Below are 24,603 nucleotides of genomic sequence, written 5' to 3' on the forward strand. Positions count from 1 at the left end.
TCGGGAAGTTCAACATTACCCCGTGCAGGAGGCCTGGGTCCCGTATGGTGGGCTCAGGCTCCCATCCCCGTGCAACCCTCCCCATCATCGCTTGGGCCGACCCCAAAGATATCCCTCATCTGGACGGCGGTCACCATCGCGTCGCGCCAGCCAGCTGCCGGGTTGACGGCGTAGTTCACAATGTCCGGGCGGAGAGATCGACCAGGATTCGATGTTTACACCTGAATTAATTTGTGACGCGGAAAACTGTGAAGATGTCATCATTTTCGGGGCACTTGCGCGTTATAGGCTGGAAACATTCACCGCCGACGTTGCTTCGCCGACGGTTCTTTTTGAGCCCGCCTCGTTCAACCAGTTACAGACCCAACATGACAAACAATACGCCAGCCCAGCGGGATACCCGCATTGATGTCTTCCGCGCGCTGGCGCTGCTGACGATTTTCGTCAACCATGTGCCGGGGACGATCTTCGAGTATTTCACGCACAAGAATTTCGGCTTTTCAGATTCGGCCGAAGCCTTCGTGCTGATTTCAGGGATTGCCGTTGGGCTCGCCTACGGACTGAAGTTCCAGCCGGGGAACCGGTTGCTCATCACCCTGAAGGCCTGGCGGCGTGCCGGCGTTCTCTATGTCACCCACATCATGACCACGATGGCGACGCTGGCGATCTTCTCGGCGGCTGCATTGCATTTCTCGCGGCCCGATCTTTTGAAGCTGATCAACATCCAGATGATCATCGAGGACACGCCGGAAGCGCTGCTCGGCATCGCCACGCTCGGCCATCAGATCGGCTATAACAACATTCTTTCCATGTATGCCGTCGTACTTCTGATGATGCCGCTTTTCCTGTGGATCGGCACTTTCAGCCTGCGCCTGATGCTTGCCGCTTCCGCTCTCCTCTGGCTCATCGCCGGCATTTTCCAGATCGCGCCTTCGAATTATCCCGGCGACGACGGCTTCTGGTTCCTGAATCCGCTCTCCTGGCAGTTTCTGTTCGTCATCGGGATCGCCGGCATGCTGCACGTCAAGCGCGGCGGCGAAATCCGCTTCAACTGGATGATGGCGAGCGCGGCCGTCGGGTATTTGGTCGGCGCGTTGATTTGGGTGCGGCTGCCACTGTGGGGCGTCGAGACGGCCTCCGGCCTGCCTACCGTGCTGACCGGCTTCGACAAGACATTCCTGTCGCTGTCGCGGCTTATGCACATTCTGGCGATCACCTATCTGATCGTGTCGATCCCGGCGCTCTCCAACCTGGCGAAGACGGGTCCCAGCCACCCGCTCGCGGTTCTCGGTAAGCATTCGCTACCGGTTTTCGTCGCCGGAACGATCCTCGCCATGATCGCGCAGGTCATGAAGGTCGTCAGCCCAGGCGGGCTTCTTTATGACGCGATCCTGATCTCGACAGGCATCGCGCTGCAGTTCGGCTTCGCTTATTACCTCGAATGGTTGCCGCGGATCGGGTGGGGCGGCAAGAAGCTGCAACCTGTCGCCGCCTTGCCGTCTGCTGCCCTAACGCCGGCGCCATAGAACGGCGTCGACCAGTTGACATGCGGAAACCCGCATTTGCTCGGTCTGGCGCTTTTCAGCCTGGCGCAAATGAAACCGCTAGCGCAGCACGACCGATTTGCGTATCACTCCGCCGCAAACGGAACCGCGCCGATGTTCGAAGACCTCCAGCCTGCCCCAGCCGACAAGATCCTTGCCTTGATCGGCCTCTATCGCGCCGATCCCCGCCCCGACAAGGTCGACCTCGGGGTCGGCGTCTACAAGGATCGCGACGGCAAGACGCCGGTGATGCGCGCCGTGCGCGAGGCCGAAAAGCGATTGCTGCAGAACCAGGATACCAAGACCTATCTCGGCCTCGCCGGTGATACCGGTTTCAATGCTGCGATGGCGAGGCTCACCTTCGGTCCGGCCGCCGACATGACGCGCATCCGCGCGGCGCAGGCGCCCGGCGGCTCCGGCGCGCTGCGGCTGGTGGCCGAGTTGCTCAAGAGGACGCGATCCGACGCGACGATCTGGCTGTCGGGCCCAACATGGCCGAACCACATGCCGGTGATGCGCGCCGCCGGCCTGCAGATACGCGAATACCCCTATTTCGACGCTGCCTCAGGTGCTGTTCGCTTCGCGGACATGATGAGCGCGCTGGCGACCGCCAAGAGCGGCGACGTGGTGCTGCTGCATGGCTGCTGCCACAATCCGACAGGCGCCAATCTGGACGCCGCGCAGTGGGCTGAAATAGCCGACCTCGTCGTCGATCGCCGCCTCCTGCCTTTTGTCGACATTGCCTATCAGGGCTTTGGCGAAGGCCTGGACGCCGATGCCGCCGGCTTGCGCCTGCTGGCAGCGAAAGTTCCGGAAATGGTCGTCGCCTCGAGCTGCTCGAAAAACTTTGCCGTCTATCGTGACCGCGTCGGCGCGGCGATGATCCTGGCAAAAGACAGCGCGCAGGCGGATGTGGCAATGAGCCAGATGCTGTCGGCTGCGCGCGCCATGTATTCGATGCCGCCGGACCACGGCGCGGCCGCGGTGCGCATCGTGCTTGAAGACGCCACGCTACGCACCGACTGGGAAGCGGAGCTCGAGGAGATGCGCCTGCGCATGCTGCGGCTTCGGGTGCAGTTCGCCGAAGCGCTGCGGCGGCAGTCCAATTCCGACCGCTTCGATTTCGTCGCCAGTCATCGCGGCATGTTTTCCCGGCTTGGCCTGTCCGAAGCACAGGTCGAACGGCTGCGCGCCGAGCACGGCGTCTATATGGTCGGCGACAGCCGCATCAACGTCGCCGGCCTGCCGGAAGACGGGATGGACGCGCTCGCCAAGGCGATCGTCTCCGTACTCGATTGAGGGGCTGCGCAACGCTGTGGACAATCGCCCCTCGCCGTCCGACGGCGTTGGCCGGGCGGCCGGGCGCACGATAACATTCGGCAGATGAAACCCTCGAAAGACATTTCCCGGCTGATCGAAATCATGGCGGCGCTGCGGGCGCCGGAAACCGGCTGTCCGTGGGACATCGAGCAGGATTTTTCGACGATTGCGCCCTACACGATCGAGGAAGCCTACGAGGTGGCGGACGCCATCGCGCGCGGCGACCTGGACGATCTGCGCGACGAGCTCGGCGACCTTCTGCTGCAGGTCGTCTACCATGCACAGATGGCCGAGGAAGCCGGTGAATTCGCCTTCGGCGACGTGGTCCAGGCCATCACCACAAAGATGATCCGCCGCCATCCGCATGTCTTCGGCGACGAGAAGGCGCGCAGCGCCGGCATGGCCAAGGGCATGTGGGAGAAGATCAAGGCCGAGGAAAAGGCGGAAAAGCGAAACGCTCGCCTCGCCCGCGGGCACGATCCGGAGGATCACGGCAAGGGTTTTCTGGACGGCATTCCGGTCGCCCTGCCCGCTTTGACCCGGGCGCTCAAGCTGCAGGAAAAAGCGGCTCGCGTCGGCTTCGACTGGAGCGAGGCCACGCCGATCCTAGACAAGATCGAGGAAGAGATCGGCGAGTTGCGCGAGGCTCTTTCCAAGGGCGATACGGCTTCGATCAAGGACGAGTTCGGCGACATGCTGTTTGCCGTCGTCAATCTCGGACGTCATCTCAAGGTCGATTCCGAAGCGGCGCTCAGCGGCACCAACGAGAAATTCCGGTCGCGGTTCCACCATGTCGAGCAAGCGCTGGAAGCGTCCGGAAACACGCTGGAAAAGGCGACTCTGGACGAGATGGAGGTGCTTTGGCAGCAAGCCAAGAGCGCGAAGTAACAGCGATTACCCGTTGTTTTTACGGTTCAATCGGCTTTCGACCTCTTCGCGCGCGCTTTGCGTGGCCTTAAGCGAGATGGTCAAGCTGCCATCCTCATTGTCGGCGCGCGAGACGATGTCGCCATTGCGGTAGAGCCAGTCGACGAGTCCAAGCTGGTCAGGCTTGAGCGTGACGGTCAGCGTCTCCAGGTCGCCTGAAACTCTTGCCTCGATGATCGCCTTCAGCACATCGATGCCTTCGCCGGTGGCGGCCGATATGGCAATCGGTGGTGCCTTCTTCCCGTCGATGCCGTCGGCGAGCAACCGCGCCCGGTTGCCTTCATCGAGCCGGTCGATCTTGTTCCACACTTCGATGACGCGCTTGGTGTCGCCGGCATCGACGCCGAGATCGGCGAGGATGCGCTCGACATCCTCGGCCTGGGCTGCCGTGTCGGGATCCGAAATATCACGCAGATGGATGACGAGATCGGCCTCGACCACTTCTTCCAGCGTGGCCCGGAACGCCGCGATCAGATGCGTCGGCAGGTCTGAAATGAAACCGACGGTGTCCGAAAGGATGACCGGCGTGCCGTGCGGCAGTCGCCCCCGACGCAGTGTCGGATCGAGCGTGGCAAACAGCATGTCCTCGGCCAGCACCCCTGCTCCGGTCAGCCTGTTGAACAGCGTCGACTTGCCGGCGTTGGTATAGCCGACGATCGCCACCACCGGGAAAGGCACCTTCTTGCGCTTGGCGCGGTGCAGGTCACGGGTGCGCCGCACGGTTTCCAGCTCGTGCTTCAGCTTGTTGATCTTGTCCTGCAGGACACGGCGGTCCGACTCGATCTGCGTTTCGCCGGGGCCGCCGAGGAATCCGGCGCCGCCGCGCTGGCGCTCGAGGTGGGTCCAGCTTCGCACGAGCCGGCCCTTCTGATAGTTGAGGTGCGCAAGATCGACTTGCAGCGTGCCTTCCTTGGTGCGTGCGCGCTCGCCGAAGATCTCGAGGATCAGCCCGGTGCGATCCAGCACCTTGGCGTTCAATTCCTTCTCGAGATTGCGTTGCTGCACCGGCGTCAGCGGATGATCGACAATAACCAGTTCAGCATGGCCCTCTTTGACGATCTCGGCGAACTCCGCAACCTTGCCGCTGCCGAGCAAGGTCGCAGGCCGCGGATCATTGACCGTCACCACCGCGGTATGGATCGGGTCGAGGTCAATGGCGCGGGCCAGACCAACCGCCTCGTCGTGGCGGGCCTCGGCGGAACGCATCAGGCGCGGACGATTCGTATCTTCGTCGCCGCGCGGCTGGCGGGTGAGCACGGGTACGATGACCACGGCCCGGGTCGAGCCTTCGGCTTCCGCCCCCAGCTGATATGCTGTTTTTTCGCGAACGCTACGGTCCGCGTCTTTCTTGCGTGCCAATCAGGCGCCCTGGCTTTCCTCGCCATCGAACATCTGAACCGGCTGGCTCGGCATGATCGTGGAAATGGCGTGCTTGTAGACGAGTTGGGAATGGCCGTCGCGACGCAGCAGAACACAGAAATTGTCGAACGAAGTGACCACACCGGTCAGCTTCACGCCGTTGATGAGAAAGATGGTGAGTGGGTTTTTGCTTTTGCGAACTGAATTCAGGAACAGGTCCTGAAGATTCTGCGATCGTTCCGCCATTGTTCTTGTCTTTCGCCGATCCCCTTCGGTTTGCAGGCCAATGCGCCAAATTACCCGGCACATGTCAAGCGCGCAAACACCATCTTGCCGTCAATAACGACAAGCAGAACGAGATATATTGATGTTCATTCCACCTGTGCGGTTATCAGGCTGGACTTTTTTCCGCAATGTCAAAAAAGGCTTGCCGCAAGGAAAGTGTTATCGAGCCCGGATGCCCGTTGGCGACGGGAGCACCGTCGATGGCCACCACCGGCATGGCGATCGTGGTCGCGGAGCTGATGAAAACCTCGCGCGCGGCCTTGGCCTCGGCGACCGAAAAGCCTCGCTCCTCGATCTTCAGGCCGAGCTTGGCGGCCACGTCGAACAGCGTGGTGCGGGTGATGCCGCGCAGGATGCCGTGCTCGGCCGGCCGCGTCACCAGCACGCCATCCCTGGTGATGATCCAGGCGTTCGACGATCCACCTTCCTTGACGGTGCCGTCGGCATCGACGAACCAGGCTTCCTGGGCGCCGGCTTCCTTGGCCTTCTGTTTGGCGAGGACATTCGGCAACAGCCCGACGGACTTGATATCGACCCGGTCCCAACGATTCTCCGGCACGGTGAGAACCTTGATCCCGCTTTCGGCCCTCTTCGCGGCAGCAGCGGGGTCGGCTTTCCTGGCGGTCACCACCAGTGACGGTTTCGTGCCCGCCGGGAAAACAAAGTCACGGCTGGCGACGCCGCGCGTCACCTGAAGGTAGACCAGGCCATCGGTGACATGGTTGCGGCGGACCACCTCGCGCAGGATAATCGGCAGCACGCCTGGGGTGACCGGCCATCCGATCGACAGCTCACGCAACGAACGGTCCAGCCGGGCGAGGTGGCGAGGCATATCGACGATGAAGCAGCGCGCCACCTCGCAGACCTCGTAGACGCCATCGGCGAACTGATAGCCGCGGTCCTCGATGTGCACGACAGCGTCGGCGTGAGCGACATAGCGCCCGTTCACATAGGCAATGCGCGGCATGGATCACCCCCGGAGAAGTCCCGGCTTTTCTTAAGCGATTCCGCCGCCGCCGTAACCGAAAATTGCGTAGGCCACGATTGGTTCGGCTGTCAGACGCCCAGCGACTTCAGCTTGCGGTGAAGCGCCGAGCGCTCCATGCCAATGAACTCGGCTGTCTTCGAGATATTGCCGCCAAAACGGTTGATCTGGGCGATCAGATAGTCCTTCTCGAACTGTTCGCGCGCTTCACGCAGCGGCAGCGCCATGATGTGCTGATCGGATTGGTTTGGCGTGCGCGGCATGACATCGCCGATCTCGGCAGGCAAGAGGTCGGCGGTGATCGGCGCATCGGCATCGTCGCCGCGCGCCAGGATCATCAATCGCTCGACATTGTTGCGCAACTGGCGGACGTTGCCCGGCCAGTTGTGCGCCTGCAGCACCGCCAGCGCGTCGTCGCCGATGCGCCGCGGCCGGATGCCGGCCTGCCGGGAGATCTGCTTCATAAAATTGTCGACCAGATAGGGAATATCCTCCCGCCGCTCGGCCAGTCCCGGCACCATGACCGGAACCACCGCCAGGCGGTGATAGAGATCCTCGCGGAATCGGCCGTCGGCGATCATCGCTTCCAGGTTCTGCGAGGTCGACGATATGATTCGGACATCGACCTTGACCCGCTTGGTGCCCCCTACCCGCTCGAACTGCTGTTCGACCAGCACGCGCAGGATCTTGTTTTGCGTTTCGCGCGGCATGTCGGCCACTTCGTCGATGTAGAGAATGCCGCGGTGGGCTTCTTCAAGCGCACCGACCTTGCGTTCGACACCGTTTGATTCGGTGCCGAACAGCTCGACCTCCATGCGTTCGGGCGTGATGTTGGCAGCGCTCAGCGTGACGAACGGCGCGCTCTTGCGCGCCGACAGCGTGTGGATGGCGCGTGCCGCGAGTTCCTTGCCTGACCCGGACGGGCCGATGATCATGACGCGGCTGTTAGTCGGCGCGACACGCTCGATGGTCTGGCGCAACTGGCTCATCGCCGACGACATGCCGATCAGGTCGAAGGTTTCGCCACTGCGCAGCTTGAGGTCCGAAACCTCGCGTTTCAGTTTCGAGGTTTCAATCGCGCGCTCGGCGATGAGGATCAGCCTGTCGGCCTTGAACGGCTTCTCGATGAAGTCATAGGCACCGCGGCGGATGGCCGAGACCGCCGTTTCGATGTTGCCGTGCCCCGAGATCATCACCACGGGCAGGTTCGGGTGCATCGTCTTGATCTCGTCCAGCAGCGCCAATCCGTCCAGACGCGAGCCTTGCAGCCAGATATCGAGGAAAATCAGCCTCGGCGCCCGGTCGGCGATCGCCGCCAGGGCGCTGTCGGCATCGAATGCCGTGCGGGTTTCGTGACCTTCGTCGCTCAGAATACCGGCGACTAGTTCGCGGATGTCTTCCTCGTCATCGACGATGAGAATATCAGACGCCATTACCGACCTTTTCAGTTTCTCTTTCGTGTTCCGTCCTGTCTTCGCCGCGCAACGGCACAGTGGTGGCAAGCGGCAGGATGATGCTGATCATCGCGCCTCGCCCGCCGTGGAAATCAGCCGGCGCGTCATGCAGTTCGAGCTGGCCGCCATGGTCCTCCACTATCTTCTTGACGATAGCGAGGCCGAGCCCCGTGCCCTTCTCGCGTGTCGTCATATAAGGCTCGAGCAGTCGCTGACGATTCTCGCGCGGCAAACCCTTGCCATTGTCGATGACGTCGATGCGAATCGCGCCATTCTGCCGTCCGGCTTGAATCCGGATTATGCCGTGCGAGCGATCCTTTTGATCAAGTCCGTCGATCGCCTCGGCTGCGTTCTTGATAACGTTGCCGAAAGCCTGCGCCATCAGGCGGCTGTCGAAAGTGCCTTTGAGCGGCTCGTTGCCGAACACGCGCTCGAAGGTGATATCGGCGCGACTCACTTCGACGAGGAACGAGGCTTCGCGCAACGATTCGCGCAAATCGAGGGCCTTCATCTCGGGCTTGGGCATGCGTGCGAAAGCGGAGAACTCGTCGACCATGCGGCCGATATCCTCCACTTGCCTGATGATCGTGTCGGTGCACTGATCGAAAACCTCGCGGTCTTCGGTGATAACCTTGCCGTAGCGGCGCTTGATGCGCTCGGCGGAAAGCTGGATCGGCGTCAGCGGGTTCTTGATCTCGTGGGCGATACGCCGCGCCACATCCGCCCAGGCCGAGGAGCGCTGCGCCTGGACCAGATCGGTGATGTCGTCGACCGTCACCACATAGGATTTCTCCTCCGAACCGTCGTCGCCGGCCTCGACCGTGATCTGCACGTTAAAGGTCCGCTCCGTGCCGGCGCGATAAAAGGTCACCTGCTCGCGATAGACAGGCTTGCCCGACTTTCGACCGATCTCGAAGACGCGACCGACATGCGGCAGCAGGGCGGAGAGATTCTGCCCGAGTGCGGCGGTGGCCGATATCGCCAGCATCGTTTCGGCCGACCGGTTGACGATGGTGACGATACCATACGGATCGACGCCAATGACGCCGGCGGTGACGCCGGCAAGCACGGCTTCAGAAAAGCGGCGCCGTTCGTCGATCAAATCCTTGGCGGACAGGATCTCGTTACGCTGCGACTTCAGTTCCAGCAGCATCTTGTTGAAGGTGTTGCCGAGCGAGGCGACGTCGCCGTCGGAAGGCCGAACGGGCACGGCAACGTCGAGATTGCCGGTCGCGACCTCGTCGGCCGCGCCGATCAGCTGACGGATGGGCCGCACCAGGCGGTCGGCGACGGCAATGCCGGTCCAGATGGCGGACAGAATGATGATCAGCGTCAGCGACAGATAGGGAAGCGCGAAGGCCACCTGCGAGGTGCGGCGATTGCTTTCCAGGCCGCGATACTCGTCGGTGTTGGCTCTGACAATCTGCCGCGCCTTGATCACCTCGGGATCGACGAGGCGGATGGTGTAGAGATAGAGCCCTTCGATCTCGCGCAGCTTGACGATGGCGCCCATGATGTTGCGCGTCTTCGGCTCGATCAGCACCGGCCTGCCGTCGGCAGCACTGCTCATGGCGCCTTCCGGCGGTTCCGGCATGGCAAAATCGGCGTCGGTCTTGGCGCTCATGACGAACGAACCGTCAGGCTTGACCAGTGCGGCGTGGGCCAGCGAGCGCCCCACCGCTTCCTTGTTCATCAGATCGAGGAAGCCGGTTCTATCGAGGCCGTAAAGCGTGCGGGAGGCGTCGAGATCGTAGGCCATCGACAGGGTCGTTCCCTGGAGATTGCGCGCGTTCTCCTGCACATAGGCATCGGCAATCGACAGCGACGAATTGACGATCGTCTTGGTGCGGATCTCGAACCAGCGATCGAGGCCAATGTCGAGCGTGATCGAGGCGATGATCGCCACCATGATGGCCGGAATCGCGGCGACCAGCGCGAACATCGCGACGATCCGCACATGCAGTCGCGACGCCGCCTTGCCACGCCGGCGCGCCATCGCGATACGATGCACTTCGCGGCCGACCAGCGCGATCAGGAACAGGATGAACGCCGCATTGAGGGCGATAAGCGCCAGCGTCGTCCTTTCGTCCGGCGTGATCGGCGTGGCGCCGACGAGAATGGCGAAGGATATCGCCGCCGTAACCAGCGCACCGACAACCGCCACGACGCCGGGCAGCGCAAGCAGCCGACGCCCGTCTCTTGTTCCGGGCTCGCTGAAAAGCGGGTCGCTCAGTCTCGGTGCCCGTGAAGCCATGTCGCCGTCTAGAGCCAGTGATTGCGTCGGATCTATGCAACGCATTGTGGCGATTATGCAACAAGTGTGACCTGGACGGAAATGTTTCGGCGATCGATCCCCGGAAAAGGTGCGGCCCTATCGCTTTGGCCCGAAATCGGAATCGGTTTTCGGGCCAATGCGATAACTCAAAGTGCCAGCGCGTACTTTGCACGCCCGAAGGACGCACGTCGCTCTACGCTTGCCTGGACGATTTGTAGACGTTGACGCCAAGCTCGCGGATCTTCTTGCGCAGCGTGTTGCGGTTGAGCCCCAGGAGTTCCGCGGCCTTGATCTGGTTGCCGCGGGTTGCCGTCATCGAGGCAAGGACCAGCGGATATTCGACCTCGGAGAGAATGCGCTGATAGAGCCCGGCCGGCGGCAATTCACCGGCGAACGACGCAAAATAGCGCTGCAGGAAATGTTCCACCGCCTGGCCGATGGACAAATCGTCGGGAATAAGGTTGCCGCCGCCGGGAACGACCGGCCTGTCGCCGGTCTTCAGTTCCGCCTCGATGATCTCGGCGGAAATCTCATCCTGCGAATAGAGCGCGGCCAGCCTACGGACAAGATTTTCGAGCTCGCGCACATTGCCAGGCCACGGGTAGCGCTTCATCAGCTCGATGCCGCCGGTGGAAATCCGCTTGGTCTGCAGGCCTTCACTGGCGCCGAGCTTGAAGAAGTGCCGGACGAGATCCGGAACGTCCTCGGACCGCTCGCGCAGCGCCGGCAGCCTGAGCGGCACGACATTCAGGCGATAGAACAGATCCTCGCGGAAAAGCCCCTGATTGATCAGCGTGCGCAGATCCTTGTTGGTGGCGGCGACGATGCGCACGTCGGTTTTGATCGGCGTGCGGCCGCCGACAGTGGTGTATTCGCCCTGCTGCAGGACACGCAGCAGGCGCGTCTGCGCCTCCATCGGCATGTCGCCGATCTCGTCGAGGAAGAGCGTGCCGCCTTCGGCCTGCTCGAAACGGCCGGTGGAACGGTTCTGCGCGCCAGTGAAGGCGCCCTTCTCGTGCCCGAACAGTTCCGATTCGATCAGATCGCGCGGAATCGCCGCCATGTTGATCGCGACGAAAGGGCCGCCGCGACGACGGCCATATTCGTGCAGCGCACGTGCAACCAGTTCCTTGCCGGTGCCCGATTCGCCTGAGATCATCACCGTCAGATCGGTCTGCATCATGCGTGCCAGCATGCGGTAGATATCCTGCATGGCGGCCGAGCGGCCGACCAGCGGCATCGTTTCCGGCGGCTCGTCCGCCCGCGCATCGATCTTCGGCCGTCGCGGCTCGGAAAGCGCCCGGTTGACGATGTTGAGAAGCTCGGTCAGGTCGAACGGTTTTGGCAGGTATTCGTAGGCGCCGGTTTCGGAAGCCCGAATCGCGGTCATGAACGTGTTCTGGGCGCTCATGACGATGACGGGCAGTTCCGGCCGCGCCTTCTTGATGCGCGGCAGCATGTCGAAGGCATTCTCGTCCGGCATGACCACGTCGGTGATGACGAGATCGCCCTCGCCCGCCGCCACCCAGCGCCACAGCGTCGAGGCGTTGGACGTCACGCGCACCTCATGGCCGACGCGCGAAAGCGCCTGATTGAGGACCGTGCGGATGGCCGCATCGTCGTCGGCGACGAGAATATTGCCGCGAACAGTCATTTGCGGTCTCCTTCGCCATCATCGTCTGTGCCAAACGGCGTTTCTTTCCAGGCTGGCATCAGGATGCGGAAGGTGGTTCCGCGCGGCGTCGAATCGCATTCGATGATGCCGCCATGCTCGCCGACGATTTTCGCGACCAGCGCCAGACCAAGCCCCGACCCGTTCGGCTTGGTGGTGATGAAGGGGTCGAACAGGATCGGCAGGATATCTTCGGAAACGCCGGAGCCGTTGTCGCGGACGCAGAATTCCAGCGGCAACGACACGCGGCCCTGCGTTCCCGGAACGGAGACACGGATGCCCGGACGGAACGCGGTCGTCAGACTGATCTCGCCTTGCGGATCGCCGCCGATGGCCTCGGCCGCATTCTTGACCAGGTTGAGGAACACCTGGATGAGCTGGTCGCGGTTGGCGAAGACCGGAGGCAGTGATGGATCATAATCCTCCAATATCTTGATTTTCTTTGCAAAACCGTTCTTTGCAATCGCCTTCACATGGTCCAGTACGACATGGATGTTGACCGGATAGCGGTCGATGGGCCGCTCGTCGGAAAACACCTCCATGCGATCGACCAGCGAGACAATACGGTCGGTCTCATCGGTGATCAGCCGGGTCAGCGCGCGATCCTCGTCGGAAGCCGACAGTTCAAGCAGTTGGGCAGCGCCCCGGATGCCGGACAGCGGGTTCTTGATCTCGTGGGCAAGCATCGCGGCTAGGCCGGTCACCGAACGCGCCGCACCGCGATGCGTCATCTGCCGATCGATCTTGTCGGCCATCGATCGTTCCTGAAACATCACCACCACGGCGCCCGGGAATTCCGGCACCGGCGCGACGTAGAGATCGACGACTTTCTCGATGCCAAGGCGTGGCGACGACACATCGACCCGGTATTCGTTGACGGGCGCCCGGCGCTCGCGCACCTGGTCGACAAGCGTCAGCAGCGGGCTGCCGAAGGGAATGAGCTTGGGTAATGTGTTACGGGCGAGCATGGTCGCGCTCGAGCGGAAGAAGTCCTCGGCATCGGCATTGGCGAAGGTGATGAACCCTTCCGCATCGACCATGATTACCGGGCGACGGATCGTGTTGAGTACGATGTGAGCGGCGTCCGCCATGTCCATGCTCTGTGCAACGGTGGCATTCATGCTGCGCTCCGCAGGTTCATCGCCTCGGGAGCGCTTGAAAACACCTCGCGCAACGCGGCAATGACGCGGACGGGCTCGAAGGAGGTGAGGATGGCCTTTCGCTGCTCACCGACGACGCCAGCGGCGTGGCGGTCGAGATACCAGCCAAGATGCTTGCGCGCCTGGCGCACGCCGCTTTCGATGCCGTAGAGCGTCAGCATGTCCTCGTAGTGGGCGACCACGTAGTCGGCCAGAGCTTGCGGGCTTTCGGGCACGTCGGGCGTTGTCTCTCTTGCCGCGGCTGCCGCGATGCTGCCCGCCGTCCACGGCGCGCCATAATGCGCGCGGCCGATCATCACCGCGTCGGCGCCCGACTGGTCGAGGATCATTGCTGCCTCCGCCGGCGAGCCGACATCGCCATTGGCGACAACCGGGATCGACACAGCCTGCTTTATGCGTGCGATGGCGCGCCAGTCGGCCTTGCCCTGGTAGAACTGGCAACGCGTGCGGCCGTGCACCGTCACCATCTTGACGCCCGCCTGCTCGGCGCGGCGCGCCAGCATCGGCGCGGTGAGCGCGGTTTCGTCCCAGCCGAGCCGCATCTTGACCGTAACCGGCACCTCGACGGCGCCGACCACCGCCTCAATCAGCGACAGAGCGTGATCGAGATCGCGCATCAGCGCCGAACCGGCATAACCGCCCGTCACCTTCTTGGCCGGGCAGCCCATATTGATGTCGACGATGTCGGCGCCCTCGCCCGCGGCGATTCGGGCGCCCTCGGCCATATGCGCCGCCTCGCGGCCGGCAAGCTGGACCATGTGAACAGGCAGCCCGGAGTGACGGATGCGCAGGCCGGAACCGGCTCTGCCCCTGGCAAGTTCGCCGCTCGCCACCATCTCCGAGACGACCAATCCGGCGCCATGCGCATAGGCACGCTGCCGAAACGGTTCATCTGATATACCCGACATGGGCGCGAGAAAGGCGCGATTGCGGATTCTCACGCCACCCACGTCCAACGGCGAAGCCAATTTAGTCACGTCGCGCATGCACAAAAACCAAGCATCTTCAATTGCTGCACATTCTCTAGCCAGAATGGCGGCAATGTGCAACGCGCAATGACGTCACATTAAGGCGCATTTGGGAAAAATGCTGGCGTTGACCCTGCGCCGCGACTAAGCGTCTCGGCATGACAGATGCAAGCAAAAAACCTTCGGCTGTAGACGACAAAGTTGCCGTGGTTATCGTCGCCGCCGGCCGCGGCGCGCGCGCCGGGCAGGCCGACGGGCCGAAGCAATACCAAAGGATCGGCGGCCGTGCGGTCATCGCGCGCACACTGGACATGTTTTTGGCGCATCCGAGAATCGGGCCTGTCGTCGTCGCCATCCACGCCGACGACAGCGCGCTTTTTCGCAGCGCCGCCGGAGGCAACGCCGATCGGGTTGTTGCGATCACCGGTGGCGCGTCCAGGCAGGACTCCGTTCGGCTCGGGCTGCTTGCGCTGAGAAGCCATGCGCCGGGCCAGGTTCTGATCCATGATGCCGTTCGTCCGTTCGTCGACGCGGAATTGATAGACCGTACGATCGCCGCCATCGGCGAGCGGCAGGGGGCGTTGCCTGCCCTCCCCGTCGCCGACACACTGAAACGCGAGTCGGCCGCCGGCATAATCGGCGAGACGGTTTCCAGAAACGGGCTTCATGCCGCGCAGACGCCGCAAGGCTTTCCGTTTTGGCCGATTCTGGCCGCCCATGAAAAGGCCCATCACCTGGGCAAGGCGGACTTCACCGATGACGCCGCGATTGCCGAATGGGCACATATTCCGGTGAAAATCGTTCCGGGCTCGCCGGACAATGTCAAGCTGACCTGGGCAAGGGATATTTCGATGGCGGATCAGCGGCTTTCCGGCGAGCGGCCGCGTTTTCCAGACGTCCGCACCGGCAACGGCTATGACGTCCATGCCTTCGAGCCCGGCGATCACGTGACCTTGTGCGGCGTCTCCATCCCGCATGACAAGAGACTGTCCGGCCATTCGGACGCCGATGTCGGCCTGCACGCCCTGACCGACGCATTGCTCGCCACCTGCGGCGCCGGCGACATCGGCACGCATTTCCCGCCGTCGGATCCGCAGTGGAAAGGCGTGGCCTCGCGGATCTTCGTCGAGCATGCGGCCAAGCTGGTGCGCGCGCGCGGCGGGCGCATCGCCAATGCCGACATCACGCTGATCTGCGAGGCGCCACGCGTCGGCCCGCATCGCGAGGCGATGACTAAGACCCTTTCGGCGGTGCTGGGAATTTCCCGGGACCGTGTCTCGATCAAGGCGACAACCAACGAAAAGCTCGGCTTTGTCGGCCGAGAGGAAGGCATAGCGGCCATCGCGACCGCCAGCGTCGTGTTTCCAGGGGACGTCCCCGAATGAGCGCCGGCGATCTCGCAGATGCCCTGCTTCAAGCCTGCCGGCAGCGCGGCATCATGCTGGCGACGGCCGAGAGTTGCACCGGCGGCATGATCATCGCCGCCCTGACCGACATCGCTGGCTCCTCGGCCGTGGTTGACCGTGGTTTCATCACCTATTCCAATGGGGCAAAGACGGAGATGCTCGGTGTTTTCGCCGCAACGCTTGAGGCGCACGGCGCGGTCTCGCGGGAAACGGCGATCGAGATGGCGCAGGGCGCCCTGGATCGTTCGCGCGCCGGGCTTGCCCTTGCCGTCACCGGCATTGCCGGTCCAGGCGGCGGCTCGACGGAAAAACCCGTCGGCCTGGTCTGGTTTGGTGTCGCCTTGACCGGCCGGCCGGTCGTCAGCGAATGCCAGTTGTTCGCCGACAAGGGCCGCGATTTCATCCGCCGGGAGACGGTCAGGCATGCGCTCGAACTGGGCCTGCGCGCACTCGCCGCGGATCAGGCCGCCGGCGCTGCCCCGTAGATGGCGTCGGCGCGCTTCTCGAACGCCTCGGAAAACATGCGAAAGGCGCGATCGAACATCGTTCCCATCACCGCGCCCAGAATGCGGCTCTTGAATTCGTAGTCGATGAAGAAGCAGACGTTGCAGCCGCCGTCATCCGGCTCGAAGCGCCAGACATTGCTCAGATATTTGAACGGCCCGTCGATGTATTTGACGTCGATGGCGTTCTCGTCAGGCTTCAAAAGCACCTGCGTGGTGAAAGTTTCGCGGATCGCCTTGTAGCCAATGCTCATGTCGGCGACGAGCAGGGTGCGTCCGTCGCGTTCCTTGCGCGAGCGGATCGTCAGCGCCTCGCAAAGCGGAAGGAATTGCGGATAGGATTCGACATCGGCGACCAGAGCGAACATCTGTTCCGGCGTATGCGCGACGCGGCGATGGGCTTCGAATTGTGGCATGAAACCAGTGTGTTAGGCGGACTTTCTGAGAAACGCTTCACGCGCCGCTCGCAGCCTGGCGAAATCGTCGCCTGCGTGGTGCGACGAACGCGTCAGCGGGCTCGATGCCACCAGCAGGAAGCCCTTGGTCTTGCCGATCGTCTCGAAGGACTTGAACTCCTCCGGCGTGACGAAGCGGATCACCGGATGGTGCTTTTTCGACGGTTGCAGATACTGGCCGATGGTCATGAAGTCGACATTGGCTGAACGCAAATCGTCCATCAACTGCAGGATTTCGTTCCGCTCCTCGCCCAGGCCGACCATGATGCCGGATTTGGTGAAGATCGACGGATCGAGTTCCTTGACCCGCTGCAGGAGCCTGATCGAATGGAAATAGCGGGCGCCCGGCCGGACCGTCAGATAGTTCGACGGCACGGTTTCGAGATTGTGATTGAAAACGTCGGGCTTGGCCGCCACCACGATCTCCAGCGCGCCTTCCTTGCGCAGGAAGTCGGGCGTCAGGATTTCGATCGTCGTCGAAGGCGTCGCCGCCCTAATTGCACGGATGACCTCAGCGAAATGTTGCGCACCGCCATCAGCAAGATCGTCACGGTCGACGGAGGTGATGACGACATGGGTCAGGCCCATCTGCTTGACGGCATGGGCGATGCGGGCCGGCTCATCGGGATCGAGCGCGGTCGGTATACCGGTAGCCACGTTGCAGAAGGCGCAGGCGCGCGTGCAGATCTCGCCCATGATCATGAAGGTCGCGTGCTTCTTATCCCAGCACTCGCCGATGTTGGGGCAACCGGCTTCTTCGCACACCGTCACCAGCTTGTGCGATTTGACGATCTCGCGCGTCTCGGCATAGCCCTTCGACATCGGCGCCTTGACGCGTATCCAGTCTGGCTTGCGCAGCACGTCCTGGTCAGGCTTGTGCGCCTTTTCGGGATGCCGCAGGCGCGGCGCATTGGCGATCGTGTCGAGAACGGTGACCATCTGAAACCCGGTTCATTCGCGATCGCCGATCCGGCGTTCGCTTTCACAAGTCATCTAGGACTTTTCGGCGCAAAGAAAAAGGCCGCGGCGGCGCATGCCGCCATAGGCTTTTTCGCATAGCAGATATCGACAGGGGTTAACGGCGCACCATGCGTCCTACCCAGATCAGCAGGCAGGCGCCAATGAAACCGGATCAGATAGGCGACCCAGCCGGCGCCGAAGGCGCCGATGTTGAGCGCCTGCAGGATGGCATTCAGCACGATGGCGCCGACGATGCCAAGGATGATATTCATCAAGATGCCGGTGTTGCTCTTCATGACCATCTCGGCGAGCCATCCCGCCAGACCGCCGATGATGATGGCTGCTATCCAGCCCACGCCGTTCACGTCCATTTGCCCTCTCCTCGTATGATGAATGCATCCGGAAACGAGTTACCTTGCCGTTGAGTTCCCCAAGGTCTTGCGTGCGGGTCTCGCGCGAAAAGCCTATCATGCGTTCAGCGCACGGCCATAGGCGTCGAGCACGCTTTCCTTCATCATCTCCGACAGCGTCGGATGCGGGAAGATCGTGTGCATCAGCTCTTCCTCGGTGGTCTCCAGGTTCATCGCCACGACAAAGCCCTGGATCAGTTCGGTCACCTCGGCGCCGACCATATGCGCGCCGAGCAACTGGCCGGTCTTCTTGTCGAAGATGGTCTTGACGAAGCCCTGGTCCTCGCCGAGCGCGATGGCCTTGCCGTTGGCGGCGAACTGGAAGCGGCCGACGCGGATGTCCTTGCCCTCGGCTTTTGCTTTCGCTTCGGTCAGTCCGACGGACGCAACCTGCGGGTTGCAATAGGTGCAGCCCGGAATCTTCAGCTTGTCGGTGGCGTGCACGCCGGGGAAGTTGGCGATCTTTTCCACGCACACCACGCCCTCATGCTCGGCCTTGTGGGCAAGCATGGGCGGTCCGGCGACATCGCCGATTGCATAGATGCCGGGTACATTGGTCTTGCCGTAGCCGTCGACGACGACGCAGCCGCGCTCGGTCTTCACGCCGAGCGCTTCGAGGCCGAGGCCCTCGATGTTGCCCTGCACGCCGACGGCCGAGATCATCCGGTCGGCGGTGATCTTCTCGACCTTGCCGTCCTTCATCTCGACATGCGCGGTAACCGAGTTGGCTGATTTCTCGACCTTGGTCACCTTGGCCTCGAGGACGATCTTCATGCCTTGCTTCTCGAACTGTTTTTGCGCGAATTTCGAGACCTCTGCGTCCTCGACCGGCATGACCGCCGGCAGCAGCTCGACCACCGTCACCTCCGCGCCCATGGTGCGGTAGAATGAAGCGAATTCGATGCCGATTGCGCCCGAGCCCATCACCAGCAGCGATTTCGGCATCTCTTTCGGCACCATCGCCTCGAAATAGGTCCAGATCAGCTTGCCGTCGGGCTCGATGCCGGGCAGCGCACGCGGCCTGGCGCCGGTCGCCAGGATGATGTGCTTTGCGGTGTAGGTGCCCTCGCCCTTGACGCCCTTGGGCGCCGGCGGCTGCGGCTCCATCGGCTTCTTGGAGGTTTTCGAAACAACAACTTCACCGGGCTTGGACAGCTTGGCTTCGCCCCAGATCACATCGACCTTGTTCTTCTTCATCAGGAAGGCAACGCCGCTGTTGAGCCGCAGCGAGACTTTTCGCGAGCGGTCGACCACGGCAGCGGTGTCGACGCTGACCTTGCCGTCGATCTTCAAGCCGTAGTCCTTCAGATGATCCGAATAGTGCATGATCTCTGCCGAACGCAGCAGCGCCTTGGTCGGGATGCAGCCCCAGTTGAGGCAGATGCCGCCGAGATGCTCGCGCTCGACGATCGCCGTCTTGAAGCCGAGCTGGGCCGAACGCACCGCCGTGACGTAGCCGCCTGGGCCGGAGCCAATGATGATCACGTCGTAGGATTCAGCCATTTTGTGGTCCTTATTGAAGCGAGGCTTTACCGAAAGAAGGCTTCGGTATCGAAATTGGCTCGTACCTCAATATTGGAGGCGCGAAAGCTGGCTCATGCATCAGTATCGAAAGGGCGTCGGAAAACCAGAGCCCAAGAAGTGCGTAGCCTGCAAGAAGCCGACTTCGGTGACCCTGCCAATGCACAGCCAACCAAATGCCAATGATCAGAAATGCATTTATTATCATGTCGCTAACATCACGCGCACCAGCGGTGCCAGCGCCTTGCCGATGTTTCGCGTGTTCTCCGCGTCGAGATGGACGCCGTCGAGCGGCGTGGTTTCGGCCACCGTGCCCGCATCGAAGAAGCCGCAGCCGGCTTCGTCGGCAAGAGCGGAATATTGCGGCGCCAGCCGCTTCGACGCTTCATCGCCGCCGGCGAACATTTCCTTGAATTCCGCGTTTTCCGTACGGCTGACCGCGGGCGGCGCGACGATCAGGATCTGCGGCGCCGGCCAATTGAACGGGTAGTCGTGACCACGCACGATATCGATCAGGCGCTGGATGCCTTGCTTGGCGGCGACCGGATTGCCGTGGATCCACGGCTTCATGTCGTTGGCGCCGAGCATGATGACGATCAGGTCGATCGGCGCATGCGTCATCAGGACCGTCGGCAGCACTCTGGCGCCGTTGCGGTCGGCGCCGGCCAGATGGTCGTCGAAAGCCGTTGTACGGCCGTTCAAGCCTTCGGCGATGACCTCGACACCGCCTCCTAGCGTAGCCTGCAGCACGCTCGGCCAGCGATCCCTAGGCGGGTGGCGATCCAGGCTTGCCGCATCATAGCCCCAGGTCAGCGAATCGCCGTAGCAAAGAACTGTTTTCATCTGCTTATCCCGCTCCCGCCAAAGCCTGTCTGCGAACGCCTTACCTGCCAGCGCACGAACAGCCATCGAATGACGATCGCCACGATGCCGGGAAGGATGAAGGCAAAAAGGCTGGTGAAGAATTTCCGCACCGCCTTCTTCCTTTCTAGACCAGCATGCCCATCGGGTTTTCGATCATGCGCTTGAAGGCGACGAGCAGTTCGGCGCCGAGTGCACCGTCGACGGCGCGGTGATCGGTCGACAGCGTCACCGACATGATGGTGGCTGTTTTGATCTCGCCGTTCTTGACCACCGCACGCTCCTCGCCGGCGCCGACCGCCAGGATGGTCGCATGCGGCGGGTTGATGACGGCGGCGAAGTCCTTGATGCCGAACATGCCGAGATTGGACACCGCCGTGGTGCCGCCCTGATACTCTTCCGGCTTCAGCTTGCGGCTGCGGGCGCGGCTGGCGAGGTCCTTCATCTCGTTGGAAATGACCGACAGCGTCTTTTCGTCGGCACGCCGGATGATCGGCGTGATCAGCCCGCCGGGGATCGATACCGCGACGCCGACATCGGCATGCTTGTGCTTGACCATGGCGCTCTCGGTCCACGACGCATTGGCGTCCGGCACCGCCATCAGCGCCATCGCCATCGCTTTGATCACCATGTCGTTGACCGACAGCTTGTAGGCCGGCGCCTCGCCCTTTTCGGTCTTCTTCATGGGTGCGGCCGCATTGATCTGCGCGCGCAGCGCCAAAAGCGCGTCGAGCTCGCAGTCGAGCGTCAGGTAGAAATGCGGGATGGTCGTGGCCTCGACCAGCCGGCGCGCGATGGTCTTGCGCATGTTGTCGTGCGGGACGAGCTCGTAGGAGCCTTCCTCGAACAGCTTCAGCACCTGATCGTCCGACATCGGCTTCACTGCAGGGGCAGCAGCCGGAGCCCCGGCGGGCGCTGCCTTCGCGGCAGGCGCTGCCTTGGCGCCGCCACCAGCAATCGCCGCGTCGACATCGGCCTTCACCACTCTGCCATGCGGGCCGGTGCCGGTCACGGCAGATACATCGACGCCGGCTTCCTTGGCGATGCGCCGGGCCAGCGGCGAGGCGAAAGTGCGCTCGCCACCCGCATGACCGTTGGCAACCGGAGCCATCTCCGCCTTGGGCGCGGCTGCGGCAGGTTCAGCCTTCAGTGTCTCAACCTTCGGTGCATCGGCCTTGGGCGCCTCCGCTTTCGGAGCCTCGGCTTTTGCCGGGACGGCAGCGCCGTCGCCGCTTTTCGCGGCAGCCGCCGCATCCTCGCCTTCGGCCGCGAGCACGGCGATCAGCGCGTTGACCTTGACCCCTTCGGTGCCGGCAGGAACGACCAGCTTCGCGACCGTGCCCTCATCGACGGCCTCGACTTCCATCGTCGCCTTGTCGGTCTCGATCTCGGCGATCACGTCGCCCGGCGAAACCTTGTCGCCTTCCTTGACGAGCCATTTGGAAAGATTGCCCTCTTCCATCGTGGGCGACAGAGCCGGCATGGTGATGTTGATCGGCATTTTGTCCTCCCGCCTTGCTCAGCGATATGTGACGGCTTTGACCGCCTCGACGACCTCGCCGACATTGGGCAATGCCAGCTTTTCGAGGTTCGCCGCATAGGGCATCGGCACGTCCTTGCCGGCAATGGTGATGACCGGCGCGTCGAGGAAATCGAAAGCGCGCTGCGACACCTGGCTGGCGATATGGTCGCCGACCGAGCTCTGCGGAAAGCCTTCCTCGACCACCACCAGCCGATTGGTCTTCCTGACCGAGGCAATGATGGTGTCGAAATCGAGCGGACGGACGGTTCTGAGGTCGATGATCTCGGCATCGATGCCCATGCCGCGCAATTCGGCCTCGGCCTTCACCGCATAGGTCATGCCGATACCGAAGGAGACGATCGTCACATCCTTGCCTGACTTGTGGATACGCGCCTTGCCGATCGGCAGCACGAAATCGTCCATCTTCGGCACGTCGAAGGACTGGCCGTAGAGGATTTCGTTCTCGAGGAAGATGACCGGGTTCGGGTCGCGGATCGCGGCCTTCAGCAGTCCCTTGGCGTCGGCAGCGGTGTAGGGCATCACCACTTTCAGGCCGGGAATGTGGCTGTACCAGGCGGCATAGCATTGCGAATGCTGGGCGGCGACGCGGGCGGCCGCGCCGTTCGGCCCGCGAAAGACGATCGGCGCGCCCATCTGCCCGCCGGACATGTAGAGCGTCTTGGCGGCGGAGTTGATGATCTGGTCGATCGCCTGCATGGCGAAGTTGAAGGTCATGAACTCGACGATCGGCTTCAGGCCAGCCATCGCCGCCCCGACGCCGACGCCGGCAAAACCGTGTTCGGTGATCGGCGTGTCGACGACGCGCCGCGGCCCGAATTCCTGCAGCAGCCCTTGCGTGATCTTGTAGGCGCCCTGGTATTCGGCGACCTCCTCGCCCATGACGAAGACGTCGCCATCGCGGCGCATTTCCTCGGCCATCGCGTCGCGCAGCGCTTCGCGCACCGTGGTCGAGACCATTTCCGTGCCGGCCGGAATGTCCGGATCGGCGGCGATTTCCAGCTTGGGCGCTGCGGCGACGGGCGTTGCGGCCTCGCTCTTGGCCGGCGCAGCCGCTGGCTCTGCAGTTTCAGCCTTGGCAGGCTCTGTGGTTGCCGTTTCAGCCTTGGCAGGTGCTTCGCCGATGCCTTCGCCTGCCTTGTCGATGTCCTCGCCATCAACCGCGAGCACGGCGATCACTGCGTTGACCTTGACACCTTCGGTGCCGGCAGGAACCACGATCTTGGCAAGCGTGCCTTCGTCGACGGCTTCGACTTCCATCGTCGCCTTGTCGGTTTCGATCTCGGCGATGACGTCACCGGCGGCGACCTTGTCACCCTCGTTTTTCAACCATTTGGAAACATTGCCCTCTTCCATCGTCGGCGAGAGAGCGGGCATGAGAATTTCGATCGGCATGTCCTTGCCCTCTCGTTACAGTACGATGTCGGTCCAGAGCTCGGACGGATCCGGCTCCGCGTCGTTCTGGGCAAATTCGGCGGCGTCTGCGACGATGTCGCGAACCTCCTTGTCGATGGTCTTGAGCTCGTCCTCATCCGCCCACTTCTTCTCGAGCAGCCGCGCCTTGACCTGCTCGATCGGGTCTCGCTCGGAGCGCATCTTCTGCACTTCCTCCTTGGAGCGGTACTTTGCCGGATCGGACATCGAGTGCCCGCGATAGCGGTAGGTCTGCATTTCGAGGATCAGCGGCCCCTTGCCGGCGCGGCACCATTCGGTTGCGAGATCGCCGGCTGCCTTGACCGCGCGAACATCCATGCCGTCGACCTGGATGCCGGGAATCTTGAAGGAGGCGCCGCGGTGCGAAAAATCCGTCTCGGCCGACGACCGTGAAACCGAGGTGCCCATGGCATAGCGGTTGTTCTCGATGATGTAGATCACCGGCAACTTCCATAGCGAGGCCATGTTGAAGCTTTCATAGACCTGGCCCTGATTGGCGGCGCCGTCGCCGAAATAGGTCAGCGTCACATTGTTGTTGTCACGGTAGCGGTTGGCGAAGGCGAGGCCGGTGCCGAGCGAAACCTGCGCGCCGACAATGCCGTGGCCGCCGTAGAAATGCTTCCCCTTCGAGAACATGTGCATGGAGCCGCCCTTGCCCCTCGACAGGCCGCCGCGGCGCCCGGTCAACTCGGCCATGACGCCGCGTGGCGACAGTTCCATCGCCAGCATGTGGCCATGGTCGCGGTAGGCGGTGATCATCTGGTCGCCATCGACCAGCGCCATCTTCATGCCGGTGACAACGGCTTCCTGGCCGATATAGAGATGGCAGAAGCCGCCGATGAAGCCCATGCCGTAGAGCTGGCCGGCCTTTTCCTCGAAGCGGCGGATAAGCAGCATGCGCCGGTAGGCGTCAAGCTCCTCGTCCTTGGTGAAGTCGACAGGCTTGGGAGCCGAAAGCCCCGCCGATTTGCCGTCGGATCTGGATTTGGATTTGGCAGGCGCTTTTCTGGCGGCGGTGGCCATGCATCACTCCCTGTTGGCGTCTCTTGCGGACACTGTGGGAGATCAGCTCTCCCCACCGATTTGGGGAAGGCTAACACGCGGGAAAGCGTTTCGCCATGCTGAAAAATGCATGGCTGACATGCATCTAAGCGATTAAAATCATTGAAAATATTCGCGATTAACTGAAAATTGGTTATCTTGCAGCAGCCGGTAACATGATGGTGATTTCGTCGGCATGGGACACATTGAGCGCCTTGCGTGCCTGCTCGTCGAGCATGTCCTTCTCCAGCGTGCCCTGATGCAGGAGCTGAACGCGCCGTTCCAGGTCGATCCGGCGCGCCTTTACGGCATCGAGCTTACTTTGCAGATCGACGGTTTCGGCTTCCAACCGATATTTGGAATAGATGCCGAATTCGCCATGATAGGCGTGAAAGCCGAAATAGGCCAGGAACGCCGCGCAGAGCGAAGGAATGATCAGCCGACCGGTGTTTCTCTGCTTGTGCTGACGTGTCCACATGATCCAAATCCCTAGAGCGCCGCGCGTCCTCTTGGACGTGCAAAG

The 24,603-nt window shown here is 62.5% G+C and carries 21 protein-coding genes and 1 pseudogene; 5 read left to right on the forward strand and 17 right to left on the reverse strand.

Features of this window, described 5'->3' with window-relative positions; all coding sequences use genetic code 11:
- Positions 1-368 precede the first annotated feature (368 nt).
- The 3 genes from opgC to mazG all read left to right on the forward strand — a co-directional run bounded on the left by opgC (position 369) and on the right by mazG (position 3,752).
- Positions 369-1,526 (forward strand): OpgC domain-containing protein, encoded by a 1,158-nt coding sequence (gene opgC, locus EJ066_RS23845; protein WP_126042290.1) that lies wholly within the window; start codon positions 369-371, stop codon positions 1,524-1,526.
- Positions 1,527-1,658: 132 nt separating this feature from the next.
- Complete coding sequence (locus EJ066_RS23850) at positions 1,659-2,843, forward strand: amino acid aminotransferase (protein WP_126042293.1); 1,185 nt, start codon at positions 1,659-1,661, stop codon at positions 2,841-2,843.
- 84 nt (positions 2,844-2,927) lie between these two features.
- Positions 2,928-3,752, forward strand: a complete 825-nt coding sequence (gene mazG, locus EJ066_RS23855; RefSeq protein ID WP_126042295.1) for a nucleoside triphosphate pyrophosphohydrolase — start codon at positions 2,928-2,930, stop codon at positions 3,750-3,752.
- A 6-nt stretch (positions 3,753-3,758) separates the two neighbouring features.
- Here mazG and hflX read toward each other — a convergent pair whose 3' ends face one another.
- The 8 genes from hflX to dusB all read right to left on the reverse strand — a co-directional run bounded on the left by hflX (position 3,759) and on the right by dusB (position 13,967).
- A complete protein-coding gene (gene hflX / locus EJ066_RS23860; protein ID WP_126042297.1) occupies positions 3,759-5,150 on the reverse strand; it encodes a GTPase HflX in 1,392 nt (463 codons plus the stop codon).
- Positions 5,151-5,396, reverse strand: a complete 246-nt coding sequence (hfq, locus tag EJ066_RS23865; protein ID WP_006202172.1) for an RNA chaperone Hfq — start codon at positions 5,394-5,396, stop codon at positions 5,151-5,153.
- 145 nt (positions 5,397-5,541) lie between these two features.
- Complete coding sequence (locus EJ066_RS23870) at positions 5,542-6,402, reverse strand: D-amino-acid transaminase (RefSeq protein ID WP_126042301.1); 861 nt, start codon at positions 6,400-6,402, stop codon at positions 5,542-5,544.
- 89 nt (positions 6,403-6,491) lie between these two features.
- Positions 6,492-7,853, reverse strand: a complete 1,362-nt coding sequence (locus tag EJ066_RS23875) for a sigma-54 dependent transcriptional regulator (RefSeq protein ID WP_126042303.1) — start codon at positions 7,851-7,853, stop codon at positions 6,492-6,494.
- Entirely contained in the window at positions 7,843-10,128 is a 2,286-nt protein-coding gene (locus EJ066_RS23880; RefSeq protein WP_189644353.1) for a PAS domain-containing sensor histidine kinase, read from the reverse strand. The genes EJ066_RS23875 and EJ066_RS23880 overlap by 11 nt, the downstream gene beginning before the upstream one ends.
- A 214-nt stretch (positions 10,129-10,342) precedes the next feature.
- Positions 10,343-11,803 carry a nitrogen regulation protein NR(I) gene (gene ntrC / locus EJ066_RS23885; protein WP_126042305.1) on the reverse strand — a complete coding sequence of 487 codons (1,461 nt, stop codon included), beginning with the start codon at positions 11,801-11,803 and terminating at the stop codon, positions 10,343-10,345.
- Positions 11,800-12,942 (reverse strand): nitrogen regulation protein NR(II), encoded by a 1,143-nt coding sequence (locus EJ066_RS23890; RefSeq protein ID WP_126042307.1) that lies wholly within the window; start codon positions 12,940-12,942, stop codon positions 11,800-11,802. The genes ntrC and EJ066_RS23890 overlap by 4 nt, the downstream gene beginning before the upstream one ends.
- Positions 12,939-13,967 carry a tRNA dihydrouridine synthase DusB gene (gene dusB / locus EJ066_RS23895; protein ID WP_126042309.1) on the reverse strand — a complete coding sequence of 343 codons (1,029 nt, stop codon included), beginning with the start codon at positions 13,965-13,967 and terminating at the stop codon, positions 12,939-12,941. The genes EJ066_RS23890 and dusB overlap by 4 nt, the downstream gene beginning before the upstream one ends.
- A gap of 140 nt (positions 13,968-14,107) precedes the next feature.
- On the opposite strand from dusB, the gene EJ066_RS23900 reads away from it, so the two are divergent.
- Positions 14,108-15,334: a bifunctional 2-C-methyl-D-erythritol 4-phosphate cytidylyltransferase/2-C-methyl-D-erythritol 2,4-cyclodiphosphate synthase gene (locus EJ066_RS23900; RefSeq protein ID WP_126042312.1), complete on the forward strand. Its 1,227-nt coding sequence runs from the start codon at positions 14,108-14,110 to the stop codon at positions 15,332-15,334.
- A complete protein-coding gene (locus EJ066_RS23905; protein WP_126042314.1) occupies positions 15,331-15,840 on the forward strand; it encodes a CinA family protein in 510 nt (169 codons plus the stop codon). Before EJ066_RS23900 ends, EJ066_RS23905 begins: the two co-directional genes overlap by 4 nt.
- Here the strand turns inward: EJ066_RS23905 and EJ066_RS23910 are convergent.
- The 9 genes and pseudogenes from EJ066_RS23910 to EJ066_RS23950 form a co-directional block, all read right to left on the reverse strand.
- The gene (locus EJ066_RS23910; protein ID WP_126042316.1) at positions 15,816-16,274 is read right to left on the reverse strand and encodes a type II toxin-antitoxin system RatA family toxin; all 459 of its coding nucleotides are present in this window, start codon (positions 16,272-16,274) and stop codon (positions 15,816-15,818) included. The genes EJ066_RS23905 and EJ066_RS23910 overlap by 25 nt on opposite strands.
- Before the next feature lie 12 nt (positions 16,275-16,286).
- On the reverse strand, positions 16,287-17,252 hold the full coding sequence (lipA, locus tag EJ066_RS23915; RefSeq protein ID WP_126042318.1) for a lipoyl synthase: 966 nt from the start codon (positions 17,250-17,252) through the stop codon (positions 16,287-16,289).
- Between the two features lie 136 nt (positions 17,253-17,388).
- Positions 17,389-17,644, reverse strand: a pseudogene (locus EJ066_RS23920) (GlsB/YeaQ/YmgE family stress response membrane protein).
- Positions 17,645-17,740: 96 nt separating this feature from the next.
- The gene (gene lpdA / locus EJ066_RS23925; protein ID WP_126042321.1) at positions 17,741-19,186 is read right to left on the reverse strand and encodes a dihydrolipoyl dehydrogenase; all 1,446 of its coding nucleotides are present in this window, start codon (positions 19,184-19,186) and stop codon (positions 17,741-17,743) included.
- Between the two features lie 222 nt (positions 19,187-19,408).
- Positions 19,409-20,047: an SGNH/GDSL hydrolase family protein gene (locus EJ066_RS23930; RefSeq protein WP_126042323.1), complete on the reverse strand. Its 639-nt coding sequence runs from the start codon at positions 20,045-20,047 to the stop codon at positions 19,409-19,411.
- A gap of 145 nt (positions 20,048-20,192) precedes the next feature.
- Entirely contained in the window at positions 20,193-21,566 is a 1,374-nt protein-coding gene (locus tag EJ066_RS23935) for a pyruvate dehydrogenase complex dihydrolipoamide acetyltransferase (RefSeq protein ID WP_126042325.1), read from the reverse strand.
- Between the two features lie 18 nt (positions 21,567-21,584).
- A complete protein-coding gene (locus tag EJ066_RS23940; protein ID WP_126042328.1) occupies positions 21,585-23,000 on the reverse strand; it encodes a pyruvate dehydrogenase complex E1 component subunit beta in 1,416 nt (471 codons plus the stop codon).
- Between the two features lie 15 nt (positions 23,001-23,015).
- A complete protein-coding gene (gene pdhA, locus EJ066_RS23945; protein WP_126042330.1) occupies positions 23,016-24,062 on the reverse strand; it encodes a pyruvate dehydrogenase (acetyl-transferring) E1 component subunit alpha in 1,047 nt (348 codons plus the stop codon).
- Positions 24,063-24,234: 172 nt separating this feature from the next.
- Entirely contained in the window at positions 24,235-24,558 is a 324-nt protein-coding gene (locus EJ066_RS23950) for a septum formation initiator family protein (protein ID WP_126042332.1), read from the reverse strand.
- Positions 24,559-24,603: the final 45 nt, after the last annotated feature.

This window comes from Mesorhizobium sp. M9A.F.Ca.ET.002.03.1.2, assembly GCF_003952365.1.
Lineage (GTDB): Bacteria > Pseudomonadota > Alphaproteobacteria > Rhizobiales > Rhizobiaceae > Mesorhizobium.